This window comes from Azotobacter tropicalis (assembly GCF_059739045.1).
The window spans coordinates 485,396-498,536 of record NZ_AP046059.1 but is presented as its reverse complement, the minus strand read 5'-3'; the positions used below and the strand labels follow the sequence as shown (position 1 = coordinate 498,536).

Sequence of the window (13,141 nt, the reverse complement as noted above, 5' to 3'; positions counted from 1 at the left end):
CGCTCTTGAACGCAACGATCCGAACGCGCCGGCAGCAGGGCTTCACGCTGCTGGAAATCATGGTGGTGCTGGTGATCCTCGGCCTCCTGGTGGCGCTGGTGGCGCCGAATGTCCTGCAGAACCAGGACAAGGCGATGGTCGAGAAGGCCAGGGCCGACGTCGCCCTGCTGGAGCAGGCGCTGGACATGTACAAGCTGGACAACTTCCAGTACCCCACCACCGACCAGGGGCTGGAGGCGCTGGTGACGAAACCGGAAACCGGCCCGCAGCCCAAGCGCTACAACAGCAACGGCTACATCAAGCGCCTGCCCACCGACCCCTGGGGCAATCCCTACCAGTACCTGCAGCCGGGCACCAAGAAGGCGTTCGACGTCTACTCGCTGGGTGCGGACGGCGAGATGGGGGAGAAGGACTTGCGGCGGATGTCGGCAACTAATCCTGCCCGCGGCTTCACCCTGCTGGAGGTGATGCTGGTGATGGCGATTCTGGGCCTGCTGACGGTCACCGTCTCCCTGGCGCTGCCGGAACCGTCCCAGCAACGCCTGGAAAGCGATGCGCGCCGCCTCAAGGCGCAGATCGGGCTGGCGGCGGAACAGGCCATCTACCGCAATCGCGACTATGGCCTGTGGCTGGGCGACGCCGGCTATCGCTTCTACCGGCGCGAGAAGGCGCGCTGGCTGCCGGTGGACAGCGATCCGCGTCTGGCGGCCCGGGCGCTGAACGACGGGACCACCCTGCGCCTGCGCATGGCGGGACAAACGGTCGATACGCGCGGGAAGGCGCGCGAGCCGCAGATCTTCATCGCCAGCGACGGCCAGATCAGCGAGTTCGAATTGACCCTCGGCCATCCCGACGCGCGGTGGCCGCAGGTGATCCGCGCCAGCTTCGCAGGCGATCTGCGCCTGGAGCAACCGTGAATCGGTCACGACAGCGCGGCCTCACGCTGCTGGAGGTGCTGGTGGCGCTCTCCATCTTCGCCCTGGCCGCCGGCGCCCTGCTCAAGATCGTCGGCGAGCACGGACGGCATGCCGGGCAGCTCGAGCTCCGCTACTTCGCCCAGCTGGCGGCCCAGAACCACCTGGCGAGTCTGCATCTGCAGCCGGCCTGGCCGGCCCTCGGCAAGCGCACCCGGAAGGTCGAGCTGGCGGGGTACAAGTTCACCCTCACCGAACAGGTGGAGGGAACCGGCAATCCCGATATTCGTCGGGTGACGGCCCGGACGACAGACGACGACCGGCTGCTGAGCGAATTGCAAGCCTTCATGGGCGCGACGCCGTGAAAAGCAGTGGCGGCTTCACCCTGCTCGAAGTGCTGGTGGCAATGGCCCTGCTGGCACTGCTCGGACTCGCCGCGGCGCTGACGCTCAACAGCGGTCTGCGCAGCCAGCAGGTGGTGGGCGAAAGCATCGAGTCGCTGCAGCGCCTGCAGCTGGCCCAGCAGCTGCTGCGCCGGGACCTGGAACAACTGGTCGTCCGCCAGGGACGGAACGAACGGGGCGACGTTCGGACCCAGGTGCTGATGGCCCCTGCCGATGGCGATCCGCAAGGGGTGCTCCTGGATTTCTACAAGGCCGGCCGGCGCATCCTGTCCCGCTCGTCGCCGGGGTCCGGCCTCGAGCGCGTGCGCTATCGCCTGCGCGACAAGCGTCTGATTCGCGAAAGCTCGCCCCTGATCGATACCCCGCGGGGAATGCAATGGCACAGCACCACGCTGCTGGAAGCGGTGGCGGACGTCGACCTGCGCTTTTTCTACAACCGCACTTGGATCGATCAGTGGCCGCCGCTGCGTGGCGCGGCCGATGAGGCTTCGCCCGCGATGCTCCCTCAGGCGCTGGAGTTGACCATCGAAACCGACCGCTATGGAGCGGTAGCGCAGATCGTGCTGCTGCCGAGCGCGCCATGAAGGGCTCGGCACTGGCGGCCAGGCAGCATGGCCGCGGCATGGCGCTGATGGTCGTCTTGCTGGTGGTGGCCCTGATCTCCCTCATCGCGACCCACCTGGGATCGCTGGTCCAGCTCAACATCCGGCAGGCGGCCAACCGCGAGCAATATCAGCAGGCCTACTGGTTCGCCCTGGGGGCGAGAAACTGGCGCGCAATCTGCTGGAGTCGGCCCTCAAGACCGACAAGCGCGCCCACCTGCGGCAGGCCTGGGCCGATCCGCAGCTCAGCTATCCGATCGACGGCGGCGTCATCAGAATTCGCATCCAGGACCAGAGCGCCTGCTTCAATCTCAATGCCCTGAGCACGTTGAACACGCCCCAGGACGCCGCCCAAACCAAGGACCCGCTGCTGTTGCGCCAGTTCGTCCGCCTGCTGGTGGAGCTGGGGGCCGACGAGTCGCAGACGGCGCAACTGGTCGAACCGCTGCGCGACTGGCTCGACAACGACACCTTGCCGACCGGACTCAAGGGTGCCGAAGACCTGTTCTACACCGGCCTGGAGCCGGCCTATCTGCCGGCGAACGGCCCGTTGGCGGATCCGACGGAGCTTCATTTCGTCGACGGCTTCCGCCAACTGGCCGCCAAGGCTCGGGACGACGAACAGGGTTCTCTGCTCCGGCTTCGCCCTTATCTGTGCGCCCTGCCCGACACCAAGCTGCTGGTCAACGTGAATACCCTCGGCCCGGAGCAGGCGCCGCTCCTCTCGGCCCTGTTCGAGGGACGGGTCCCCTCGGTCTGCTGACGCAATGGTTGAGCGAACGGCCCGCAGAAGGCTTTGGCAGTGTCGACGAGTTCTGGGGGCTGCTGCGCCAGAGCGGCGACGACACGCTCTCCAGCGACGTCGATGCGGCCGTCAAGACGCAGCTCAAGGTCTCTTCCGAATTCTTTCTGGCCCGGATCGAGGTCGACTACCACGACGCGAATCTGGTGCTGCAGTCACGGATCCAGGTGCGCAACGGCACCTCCACCGTGTACCAACGCCACTATGGAGCTCTCGATGAATGAATTTCTGCTGGTGAGTCTCGGGCCACGGCCCGAGGCGCCCGTCGAGTGGCTGGTCTGGAATCGGGACGAGGCCCGCTGCGTCGCCGTCGGACGGCTCGCCCATGCCGACGAGCTTCCCCAGCTGGCGCAGCTGGCCCGTAGCCATCCCTGTTATGCGCTGCTGCCCCAGGAGCAGGTGCTGGTGACCGAAGTCCGGCTGCCCAACGCCAGCCGCGCCGCCCGGCGGGCGATTCCCTACCAGCTCGAAGAACAACTCTGCGACGACCCGGCCCTGCTGCATTTCGCGGTGGGCAGCCCCTGCGCGGAGCACCGCTACCCGGTGGCGATCGTCGCGCGCACGCTGATCGCGTCCTGGCGCGACCGCTTGCGCGCGGCCTCGATCCCGGCCAGGGCGCTGTTCGCCGATGCCCAGAGCCTGCACGGCGACCCGGAGCGACCGATCGCGACGCCCCTGGGCGAACGCCTGCTGATCAACGGCGCCGGCCTGGCCGGCCTGGCGTTCGCCAGCGCGGAACTGGCGAGCTGGCGACCGCTCCTGGAACGGCACGGCGCCCTGGAGGTGCTGCCCGCCGCGCCGGATGCCCCGCCCCTGGCGGCGCTGGCCGCGCGCCTGTCGCCCGAGCAGGCCATCGACCTGCTGCAGGGCGAGTACCGGCTGCAGGAGGCACCCGGAACACGGCTGCGCAGCCTGAGGATTCCCGCGGCGCTGGGCTTGCTGACGCTGATCCTGGGCTTCGCCGCCCTGGGCCTCGAAAACCATCGCCTGGCCCGCCAGAAGGAAGCGCTCGACCAGCAGGTCGTCGAACTGTTCCGCGAGGCCTTTCCGGAGGTGCGGAAAATCGTCGACCCGCGGGCCCAACTGGAACAGAAGCTCGACGAACTGCGTCAACGCCGGCAGGGCTCGCGCTTTCTGCGCCTGCTGGAAAAAAGCGTTCCGGCCTTTCGCCAGAATGGCGCCGTCAGAGTGACCGGCATGCGCTACACGAAAGACGAGCGGCGCCTGGAGCTGGAGCTGCAAGCGGCTGAACAGTCCGCCTTCGAGCGCTTCGCCGCCGCGCTGGAGCAGAACGGACTGCGGGCCCGGCTCGGCCAGGTGCAGAAGCGCCAGCAAGACACCATCGCCCAGATGGCCGTAGAGGGGATCGACTAGATGAGCAAAGCCTGGATACAGGAGCTGAGCGACCGGGAAAGACTGCTTCTTGCGGGAGGCACGCTGCTGGCTCTCGCCGTGCTGCTCTACCTGCTCGCCTGGCGCCCCATGGCGGCGGAGCGGACGCGCCTACAGGAACAGGTGGAGCGCAAGCAGGCCCTGGTCGTCTGGATGAGTGCCGCGAGCGAAGAAGCGAAACGCCTGCAGCCGTCCGGCACCCCGTCGGCGCCGAGCGACGAGCCCCTCGAACGGCTGCTGGCGGATCAGACCTCGCGCCTGCAGCTCAAGATGGAGCGCGTCACCCCCGGCGGCGCGGGCGAAGTCGTGTTAGCCCTCGACAACGCCGACTTCAGCCGGCTTCTGCAACTGCTGGAGCAGTCGAGCCGGGACGGTATCCGCCTGCTCGAGGCCGACCTGCGCAGCGCCGCCGCGCCCGGCCGGGTAGGCGCGCAGCTGACGTTTTCCAAGTAACGCCTCAACAGCCCATCTGCCGTCCGGCATGACGAGCACCGGGCCCAACGACGAAAGAAGGAGTGGGAGGAGCATTCCCCATGACCATCAAGCGATTTCGGCTCACCGCGCTACCAGGATCGCGATGTATCGTCGCGGCAGCCGTCGCAGCCATGCTCGCCGCCAGCATCACTGCACCCGCGACCGCTGAAGAGAGCAACCCCGTCTTCGCCTCGCGGGTGAGCGCCGAGGGGCTCGGCGAACTGCGCCCCGAGGTGCACCTGACGTCGGCGAGCGGCTGGATGAACGACCCGCAGCGGCCGTTTTTTCTCGATGGCCGCTGGCACTTGTATTACCTCTACAACGAGGACTACCCGAACGGGAACGGTACCGAGTGGTACCACGTCACCTCGACCGACCTGGTGCACTGGTTCGACGAGGGCGTGGCGATCCACAAGTACACGCGCGGCGACGGCGATATCCAGTCCGGCAGCGCCATCATCGATGCGAACGACACGGCCGGGTTCGGTGCCGGCGCGATCGTTGTCGTCGCGACGCAGCAATTGGATGCCGTGCAGACCCAGTCGCTGTTCTACTCCACCGACGGCGGTTACACCTTCGAGCAGTACGCAGGCAACCCCATCATGCGCAACCCGGCGGGCAGCGGGGATTTTCGCGATCCGAAGATCACCTGGGATGCGGAGCATTCGCGCTGGCTGATGCTCGTCTCCGAACCGCACAAGATCGGTTTCTACACCTCCACGAACCTGAAGGAATGGACCTACCTGTCGGGCTTCGGGCGCGACGACCTGGGCATCATGGAATGCCCGGAGCTGTTTCGCATGTCGGTCGAGGGCGACCCGTCGCGCACGACCTGGGTGCTCGCGACCGGCGCGAACGGCTTCAACTACGGCATGAATTCCGGGTATGCCTACTGGACCGGCGAGTGGGACGGAACGAACTTCCACCCCGATCAGGCCGAACCCCAGTGGCTCGACAATGGGTCGGACTTCTACGCTGCCGTCACCTGGACTGACCCACAGCAGACCACCGAAGAACAGCTGCGTACCCGATACGCCATCGGCTGGGTGAACAACTGGGACTACGCCCGCCGGCTCCCCGCCGGCGAATGGGGCGGCAGCCACCTCTCGCTCGTGCGCACGGTGCACCTGAAGGACATCGACGGCCGGCTTGCGCTCACCTCGCGCCCGATCGACACGATCAATGCGCTCGAGGGCGAACAGGCCCGTATCGAGCAGCTTCTGATCGGCCCCGGAGAAACTAGGGCGGTTTCGCAGCCAACGAGTGCCGCCTATCGGTTGCGCGCCTCTATCGCGCAGGATCCGCGCAACCCGGCCCGGGAGGTACGACTGAAGCTCAAAACGGATGGCACACACTTCGCGACCGTCGGTTACGACTTTGCCGCCGAGACGGCATTCATCGTCCGCGACCGCGATGCGATCGCGGACGAACTGACTGAGGTGTACCGCCACGGGCGCACGATCCGCATCCGGCCGCGAGACGGTGTTGTCGATCTCGACATCGTCGTCGATCGCACTTCGATCGAGGTGTTCGTGAATGGCGACGAGCGCGCGCTGAGCGCGGTCGTGTACGGGGCGAACGACACGAACGGCCTCACCGCCGAGGCGTTCGACGGGCTAGCGGTCATCCGCTCGATGAGCGTCGCCCCGCTCGCGCCCGCCCCGCCGGTGCGCCGGGGCTGACCGGGCCGGCAACTGTACTATGCCCTACAGGCGAGAGATCGCCCTTGACAGCGAGCCGGCGGAAGTAGCGCAATAGATCGCTTTGGGCTGGCTGGACTGGGCAGCCGCGACGGGCGTGGTCGGCGTGGTTTCAACATCGACCCGGACATCGCCTTCTACATGAGCAGCGCCGCCGGCCTGGCGTTCCTGCTGATCCTCTCCCGGCTGGACATGGACGTCTTCCGGAACCCTGAGGCGCAGGGCGGCGAGTCCGTGCCGGTACACACCGCCGACATCCTGCAGTTGCTGCGCCTGCCGCGCTTCTGGGCGTTCAGCCTGTTCCTGACCGGGGTCGCCGGGATCTACATGATCTACGAGCAGCAGTTCCCGGTGTACTTCGCCTCCTTCTTCCCCACCCCGGAGCAAGGCACCCGCGCCTACGGCTACCTGAACTCCTCGCAGGTGCTGGTCAAGGTACGGTCGCGTTGTTGGCAGGTTGACGGAGATTACGCACCCAAGCCTTAGCGGCTTGGGGATGGGTGACGTGCATCCCGATGCTCGGACGGTTCGCCGCGTGAGTCCATCATCCTCGCGCTCTGCGCTTTCACTCGGTCGTACATCAACAACGTGACAGTACTGGCTCATGAGGATTCGTCATGCGCTCAGTCTACGGGCGCTTGCTCCATATGCCGCTCAATCGGCGCGATCGCGAGCGGCGTGAGTCGCAAGGAACGCAGTTCGGTGTCGCCGCCGAGCGACTCGACCGAGAGCCCGTTCGCGCCGGGGCCCCGAACGCGAGATTCGAGAGCACGGCCTCGCCGTCGTTCACGAAGACCTCGACCGAGACCGCATCGACGATGACGTCAAGGGTGACGACGCCGTCACGCGCTGGCGCCGGGGCCGTACGAACCTCGCGGTAGACTGCGGGCATCCGCTCGGCCACAGCATCCGCGTCGCGTGCGACGAAGGCGACGCCGTGCACGAAGTCGTACCCGACGGTCGTGAAGTGCCCGCCACCCTCCTTGACGCGGAAGCGCACCTCGTCGGCGCCCGAGGCCGCGTCGAGCTCGACCTGGAGTCGGTAAGCATCGGATTCCGGCTGGGGGAGCGTCGTCCCCGAGGCTGCCGTTACCCGTATCTTGGAGCGCACCTCGGCGTTGCCTTCGAGCTTGTCGAGCGCCTCGACGGGCTGCGAGACGAGCAGCGGCTCGCCGTCGACCGACCGCAGCTCGATGCGTCGTACGATCGAGTCGGCGCCGCCGTGCCAGTCGTCGATCGGCAGCTTGGTCGCATAGGCCCAGTTGTTGAGCCAGCCGATGGCGTAGCGAGAGGCGAGGCGTTCGGCGTCGTCCTGGCGCGGGTCGTCCCACGTCACGGTGGCGTAGAAGTCGGCGCCCGAGTCGAGCCATCGCGGTTCGTCGCGATCCGCGGTGAAGCGCTCGCCGTCCCAGTTGCCGGTCCAGTACACGGTTCCCGTGGTCATGCCCTTGCTGGCACCGTTCGCGCCTGCCGCGAGCACCCATCGCGTGCTCGCCGGGTCACCGTCGACCGACATGCGGAACAGGTCGGGGCACTCGAGGATGCCGAGGTCGTCGCGCTCGAAGCCCGATCGGTACGTCCAGCGCTTCAAGTCGGGCGACGTGTAGAAGCCGATCTTGTCGCCCTCGGCGAGCGCCATGAGCCACTCGTCGCGGGCGTCGTCCCAGATGATCTTCGGGTCACGCCAGTGCTCGGCGCCCGGGTTGTCCATAACGGGGTTGCCGTCATACGCCTTGAAGCGGTAGCCGCCGTCGGTCGAGACGAAGAGCGACTGCCGTTGCACGCCCTCGTGCTGCTGGGTCATGACGGCGATCACCGCGCCGGCGCCGAAGCCCGCGGTGTTCCCGGTGTCGATCACGGCGCTGCCGGTCTCGATGTCGCCAAGGCCGTTCTTGTACTTGTCGATCGCGACGCCGTGATCCTGCCAGTGCACGAGGTCGGTCGAGGTCGCGTGGTACCACTCGGTGCCGTTCCCCTTGGGGTAGTCGGCGTTGTAGAGGTAGTAGTAGTGCCAGACGCCATCGATCAGGATCGGGCGCTGGGGATCGTTCATCCAGTGCTTGGCGGGGGTGAGGTGCACCGCGGGCCGGTAGGGCGACCAGTCGGCCGGCCGCGTGAGCTTGGATGACTGGGTCGGCGGCGGGCTCGACGGCTCGGGGCCTGACGAGGTTGCCGGACCAGACGCGAACACGAGTACCGCCACGATCGCGGCGACGAGCAGCGCGGCGAGCGCGCAGACCGATGCGCGCCGAGTTGCGCGCCTCGAGGTGGGATTGCGGTTCATGATTCTCCGTATTGGGTGTCGAGCACCGAGCAGAGCTTGCCGCCGAGGCGTTCATCGAAATCCTCGATGCGTCTTCGCAGCAGGATTTGGGAAGCGGATGCGTCACTCGAGGAATTCTCGGCCACGCAGGCCAACGCCAAATCGATTTGCAAAATGAGAGGCTCCGCTCTCAGTGAATCGGATCCCGCTGAGCGCGCAACCACCTGCGAGCTGATGCGGATCCTCGGAATTCCGCGGACTCTCGGGGGGACGAGCGCTTCGAGACACCCGTCGCCTGAACTTGAATCCACGCGCCGCCATAGAAACAGCGTGGGTGTTTTCGTACCCCATTCCTATGAAAAGAACACTTCACTCACATGAAGGGGCCACTTTCCGACACGCTCCATGGATGGTCTGAAACGGGTTCGTAGAAGAGAAGCCGTCGACATAGTTAACGTTATCATTAATATAAGACCATCCCGAACGCAGGTCAAGTCGGTCATCTGGAGGAGGTACTGTCACGTTGTTGATGTGTGATCGACCGAGAACATAGCGCGTGTGGATGAAGGCTTTTCCGGAAAAATGCGATGAACCAATAAAAAACGCCATTCAAATGAGTGGTGTTTTTTATCTATTTAGACCAAAGAAAGAGACAGATACCAAATAATCATCCAATAAAGTTTTGTTTTACCGGCTGTTTCACTGTAGCAGATGCCACCATGACTCCAGCTGAGTAACAATTTCCCCAGCGGTATCGTTGCGTCGGTAGAAACAATACCTCTCCCGGCTTGCAGCAGTTCTAGATCAGCAAATTGACTGGCCCCGAGAGATGCCGGCATGTAATGATCGGTTCGTGATGCAACACGGCTTTCAGCCATCGCCTGCGGTAGCTGAAGAAATACTATCGCCAGCGAGGAAAGTCCGTTCTTCAAAGCATCACGATAGCGCTGCTTCAAGGCTGAACGACCCATTATTGGCAATTGTTCCGCGACGACTACTATACGGTGCAACTCTTCGTTAATTAATGTGAGCCATGCGGCCCGCTCAGCATCTGTCAAAGAGCTGCCGTCTCGCATCTTCCGTATATTTCATTCCAGGTGAAATCTGCCACCCTTAGAGCCGCTATCAAAACCTCGCTAATTGTCTGATGCAAATTACGCAACACCCCAGACATAACAAGGCCAGATGAATATCCAGCCGCCGTTCGAAGCGCGTTCGTAGCTTGCCCATGGCCGCCAGCCAGGCGTGGGTCCGCTCGACGACCCACCGGTGCCGACCGAGCCGTTCCTTGCTCTCGATACCTTTGCGTGCAATGCGGGACTGGATGCCCCGTTGGCGCAGGTGCTCGCGACAGCGTCGGCAGTCGTAAGCCTTATCAGCATGCAGCTTGGTCGGCCAGCGTAGCGGCCGGCCGCGCTTGCCCCGGATGGCAGGCAGGGCATCGACCAGTGACTCGAACACGATGGAGTCATGGCGGTTGGCTCCGGTGACACACAGCGCCAGCGGAGTACCGCTCCTGTCAGGGATCAGGTGGCGTTTGCTGCCGAGTTTGCCTCGATCTGTCGGGTTGGGGCCTGTTTCCGAACCCCCCGGGGGCTGGCGACGCAGGCACCATCAATACTGGCTCGGCTCAGGTCGAGCTTGTCCGCCTGTCGCAGCTCGTTCAGCAGCCATTGATGCAACTGCTGCCAGACGCCAGCCTCCTGCCAGTCCCGCAACCTGCGCCAGCAGGTCATGCCACTGCCACAGCCCATCTCCTGGGGCAGGTCTTCCCAGGGAATGCCCGTGCTCAGTACGAACACGATGCCGTTGAGAGCGCGCCGATCATCTAACCGTGGCCGCCCGCCCTTGGGAGATCGTTTCACTGCAGGCAGCAGTGGCTGGATGCGCGACCAGAGCTCTTCGCTGATTTGAATTCGATGCTTCATGCCCGGATTGTCTCACTCCGGGCCGGAGCTAAGGATGGTTTTGTTAGCCGCTCTTAATCAGAACGTCACTCAGACTATTAGCGATTGCACTGGCCACACTCGCCTTTCCATATCCGGCAACGCCCATAACCACAATAGTTACTGGCGAGTTGCCGGGCTCGATAGCTTCGATTGCTATCATCGGTAATCACGCGTGAAAAAATGATCTGTGCCGCAGGCTCGCTTTTCAAACCCAAGTTAACGACCAGGCACGGCGAGAACAGAGACTCTGCTCACGGCAGGGGCGGGGTCGAACACACGCCGTCGCAACTGCCGACGGCGCCGGCAAGCCTCTGGGGAATTTCAAGCCCACGCCTACAGCTTCGTCCAGTCCACTGCTCACGCCCGCGATAACGACGGCCTTGCCCTGGAGGCTATCGCTCATGACTCCTCCTGGCCGTGGTAGCCATTCGACGATTGATCTTTCTCTGCACATGTCCGCGTGCCGGGGGCGCTTCACATGGCTGGCCAACGACTATAGGCGGCGCCCTCCGCCTGATTAGCCACGCACACTCGAATGCGCCTATGAGCAACATTTATGAAACAGGGCCAGCGTCAGTGCGGCCTGTACCATCAGATCGCTCTAGCGATCATGAAATACGCAGAGCTGGAGCGCGACAGGACGGCAGATGACCTCAAGAGACAGGTGATCACCTTTGCCTATGTGGCCGAGCGCTACATGGTCGAGGTGGTGCCGACCAAGTCATCCGCCACGCAGAAGGACAACGCCCGGGAACTGAAGCAGCTACTCGCCTTCTTTAGCGACCCTCCTGCCCCGCTGGACGCCATACAACCGCAGCACGTCCACCAGTATCTGCGCTGGAGGAAGTCGGCGCCCGTCAGGGCGAACAGGGAAAAGGCGCTGCTGTCCGCCATCTGGAACTTTGCCAGGCAGTGCGGCTACACCGCACTGGCGAACCCATGCGCGGGCATCAAGGGTAACAAGGAAACCGGGAGGGACGTCTACATCGAGGACTCCCTGTACAAGGCGGTCCACGACCGTGCGGATATCGGCCTGCGGGATGCGATGGACCTAGCCTATCTGACCGGGCAGCGGGTGGGCGACACGCTCAGGATGGACGAGCGCGACATCAGGGACGGGCATATCTGGGTCGTCCAGGCCAAGACCAAGGCCAAGCGGCGAATCGAGATTGTCGGGGAACTGGCCGCGCTGATCGCCAGGATCATGGCGCGCAAGGCAGGGCACAAGGTCAGGTCGACGCGGTTGATCGTCACGGAAGATGGCAAGCCCATGACGGCCAGCATGTTGCGGGGAAGATTCGATATTGCCAGGGAGGCAGCCGGAATTGAAAAGTCGGCATTCCAACTACGCGACTTACGGGCTAAAGCGGGGACTGATAAAGCAGAGTCGAGCGGTGATATTCTTCAGGCTCGCGATCAATTGGGACATACAACAGTTGTAATGACTGAGGCATATATCCGCGAGCGCAAAGGAAAGAAAGTTAGCCCTACAAAATAGGATTGCGGAAAAAATTAAGAATTGCGGAAAACTTACTAATTGAGGATGTTCGATATAGGCCGCGTAATGACTGGTGCCCGGAGCCGGGATCGAACCGGCACGCTGTTGCCAGCGAGGGATTTTAAGTCCCTTGCGTCTACCAATTTCGCCATCCGGGCAACTATTCTGCGATAGATTAGGCTTATGCTAAGCCTTTGGGAATATAACAGTTCAGGCCTATGAAACAAGAGAAAGCATATAACTTTTCACCCTGCCATATGCTCATTCTCTAGCTGATGAAGAAAAACCCCCACAAGATTTACTTGTGGGGGTTTTACCACGTATGGAGGCCGAGGTCGGAATCGAACCGGCGTACACGGATTTGCAATCCGCTGCATGACCACTCTGCCACCCGGCCTGTGAGCAATTAACCGCTAAATCGGTAATCTCGCACGAAAAACTGGAGCGGGAAACGAGACTCGAACTCGCGACCCCGACCTTGGCAAGGTCGTGCTCTACCAACTGAGCTATTCCCGCGTCTTGGTGACGTGCGCCATTCTATAGATTCGCAGTCTCCAGTCAAGCCCTTGATTCGAAAACTTATTTTTTTTCAGCTGTGGTAGTGAGATGAGGCCAAGCTGCCAATAGATACTGCATCATGGACCATAGCGTGAGTCCGGCAGCGACAATTAGCAACGCATAGCCAAGCACAACCCAGAAGTTCAACAAAGGTGGATTGGCTAAAAGTAGAACCAAAGCCACCATTTGCGCCGCAGTCTTCCATTTACCCAGACTCGAAACCGCGACTTGCGCCCGTGCCCCCAGCTCAGCCATCCATTCGCGCAAGGCCGACACCATAATCTCGCGCCCAATGATAATAATGGCCGGAAGGGTCAGCCAAAGATTGGCATGCTCCCCGACCAACAGCACGAGCGCCACAGCGACTATCAGCTTATCTGCTACAGGATCAAGAAAGGCGCCAAAGGGAGTGCTCTGTTGTAAACGCCGGGCGAGATAGCCATCAAACCAATCAGTAATGGCCGCAAAGGTAAATACGGCACTGGCTGCCAAGTAGCTCCAGGTGAAAGGCAAATAAAATAGAAGGATGAAAACCGGGATTAACAGAACGCGCAGAATTGTAAGAATGTTAGGGATGTTCATCGG

Annotated in this window: 15 protein-coding genes, 3 tRNA genes and 1 pseudogene; 11 read left to right on the top strand and 8 right to left on the bottom strand. The window is 63.1% G+C overall.

Annotated features, from left to right (window positions below; all coding sequences use genetic code 11):
- Positions 1–59 precede the first annotated feature (59 nt).
- From gspG to Atro_RS02260, 10 genes and pseudogenes are all read left to right on the top strand, one after another.
- Positions 60–436 (top strand): annotated as a pseudogene (gene gspG, locus Atro_RS02305) (type II secretion system major pseudopilin GspG).
- Complete coding sequence (gene gspH, locus Atro_RS02300) at positions 399–917, top strand: type II secretion system minor pseudopilin GspH (RefSeq protein ID WP_497926255.1); 519 nt, start codon at positions 399–401, stop codon at positions 915–917. Before gspG ends, gspH begins: the two are co-directional and overlap by 38 nt.
- Positions 914–1,279 carry a type II secretion system minor pseudopilin GspI gene (gspI, locus tag Atro_RS02295; protein ID WP_497926254.1) on the top strand — a complete coding sequence of 122 codons (366 nt, stop codon included), beginning with the start codon at positions 914–916 and terminating at the stop codon, positions 1,277–1,279. The genes gspH and gspI overlap by 4 nt, the downstream gene beginning before the upstream one ends.
- Positions 1,276–1,902 (top strand): type II secretion system minor pseudopilin GspJ, encoded by a 627-nt coding sequence (gspJ, locus tag Atro_RS02290; protein WP_497926253.1) that lies wholly within the window; start codon positions 1,276–1,278, stop codon positions 1,900–1,902. Before gspI ends, gspJ begins: the two co-directional genes overlap by 4 nt.
- Positions 1,903–2,002: 100 nt before the next feature.
- A complete protein-coding gene (gspK, locus tag Atro_RS02285) occupies positions 2,003–2,683 on the top strand; it encodes a type II secretion system minor pseudopilin GspK (RefSeq protein WP_497927739.1) in 681 nt (226 codons plus the stop codon).
- A gap of 8 nt (positions 2,684–2,691) precedes the next feature.
- A complete protein-coding gene (locus Atro_RS02280) occupies positions 2,692–2,946 on the top strand; it encodes a hypothetical protein (RefSeq protein WP_497926252.1) in 255 nt (84 codons plus the stop codon).
- Complete coding sequence (gene gspL / locus Atro_RS02275) at positions 2,939–4,096, top strand: type II secretion system protein GspL (RefSeq protein WP_497926251.1); 1,158 nt, start codon at positions 2,939–2,941, stop codon at positions 4,094–4,096. Before Atro_RS02280 ends, gspL begins: the two co-directional genes overlap by 8 nt.
- Positions 4,097–4,567 carry a type II secretion system protein M gene (locus Atro_RS02270; protein ID WP_497926250.1) on the top strand — a complete coding sequence of 157 codons (471 nt, stop codon included), beginning with the start codon at positions 4,097–4,099 and terminating at the stop codon, positions 4,565–4,567.
- A gap of 80 nt (positions 4,568–4,647) precedes the next feature.
- Positions 4,648–6,270 carry a glycoside hydrolase family 32 protein gene (locus tag Atro_RS02265; protein WP_497926249.1) on the top strand — a complete coding sequence of 541 codons (1,623 nt, stop codon included), beginning with the start codon at positions 4,648–4,650 and terminating at the stop codon, positions 6,268–6,270.
- Between the two features lie 159 nt (positions 6,271–6,429).
- Positions 6,430–6,774 (top strand): MFS transporter, encoded by a 345-nt coding sequence (locus Atro_RS02260; protein WP_497926248.1) that lies wholly within the window; start codon positions 6,430–6,432, stop codon positions 6,772–6,774.
- A gap of 142 nt (positions 6,775–6,916) precedes the next feature.
- Here Atro_RS02260 and Atro_RS02255 read toward each other — a convergent pair whose 3' ends face one another.
- From Atro_RS02255 to Atro_RS02240, 4 genes are all read right to left on the bottom strand, one after another.
- A complete protein-coding gene (locus Atro_RS02255) occupies positions 6,917–8,572 on the bottom strand; it encodes a glycoside hydrolase family 32 protein (protein ID WP_497926247.1) in 1,656 nt (551 codons plus the stop codon).
- Positions 8,569–8,724, bottom strand: coding sequence for a hypothetical protein (locus Atro_RS02250; RefSeq protein ID WP_497926246.1), 156 nt, complete (start codon positions 8,722–8,724; stop codon positions 8,569–8,571). Before Atro_RS02250 ends, Atro_RS02255 begins: the two co-directional genes overlap by 4 nt.
- A gap of 462 nt (positions 8,725–9,186) precedes the next feature.
- Complete coding sequence (locus tag Atro_RS02245) at positions 9,187–9,627, bottom strand: hypothetical protein (protein ID WP_497926245.1); 441 nt, start codon at positions 9,625–9,627, stop codon at positions 9,187–9,189.
- A 49-nt stretch (positions 9,628–9,676) separates the two neighbouring features.
- A protein-coding gene (locus tag Atro_RS02240; protein WP_497926244.1) for an IS5 family transposase occupies positions 9,677–10,479 on the bottom strand; the annotation gives its coding sequence in 2 pieces (ribosomal slippage) (positions 9,677–10,149 and positions 10,149–10,479; 804 coding nt in all).
- A gap of 577 nt (positions 10,480–11,056) precedes the next feature.
- Here Atro_RS02240 and Atro_RS02235 point away from each other — a divergent pair.
- A complete protein-coding gene (locus Atro_RS02235; protein ID WP_497926243.1) occupies positions 11,057–11,998 on the top strand; it encodes a tyrosine-type recombinase/integrase in 942 nt (313 codons plus the stop codon).
- A gap of 71 nt (positions 11,999–12,069) precedes the next feature.
- On the opposite strand, the gene Atro_RS02230 is transcribed toward Atro_RS02235, so the two are convergent.
- The 4 genes from Atro_RS02230 to pgsA all read right to left on the bottom strand — a co-directional run bounded on the left by Atro_RS02230 (position 12,070) and on the right by pgsA (position 13,138).
- Positions 12,070–12,156, bottom strand: a tRNA-Leu gene (locus Atro_RS02230).
- A 165-nt stretch (positions 12,157–12,321) separates the two neighbouring features.
- Positions 12,322–12,395 (bottom strand) — tRNA-Cys (locus Atro_RS02225).
- Positions 12,396–12,438: 43 nt separating this feature from the next.
- Positions 12,439–12,514, bottom strand: a tRNA-Gly gene (locus Atro_RS02220).
- Positions 12,515–12,577: 63 nt separating this feature from the next.
- Positions 12,578–13,138, bottom strand: a complete 561-nt coding sequence (pgsA, locus tag Atro_RS02215; protein WP_497926242.1) for a CDP-diacylglycerol--glycerol-3-phosphate 3-phosphatidyltransferase — start codon at positions 13,136–13,138, stop codon at positions 12,578–12,580.
- Between the last annotated feature and the right edge of the window lie 3 nt (positions 13,139–13,141).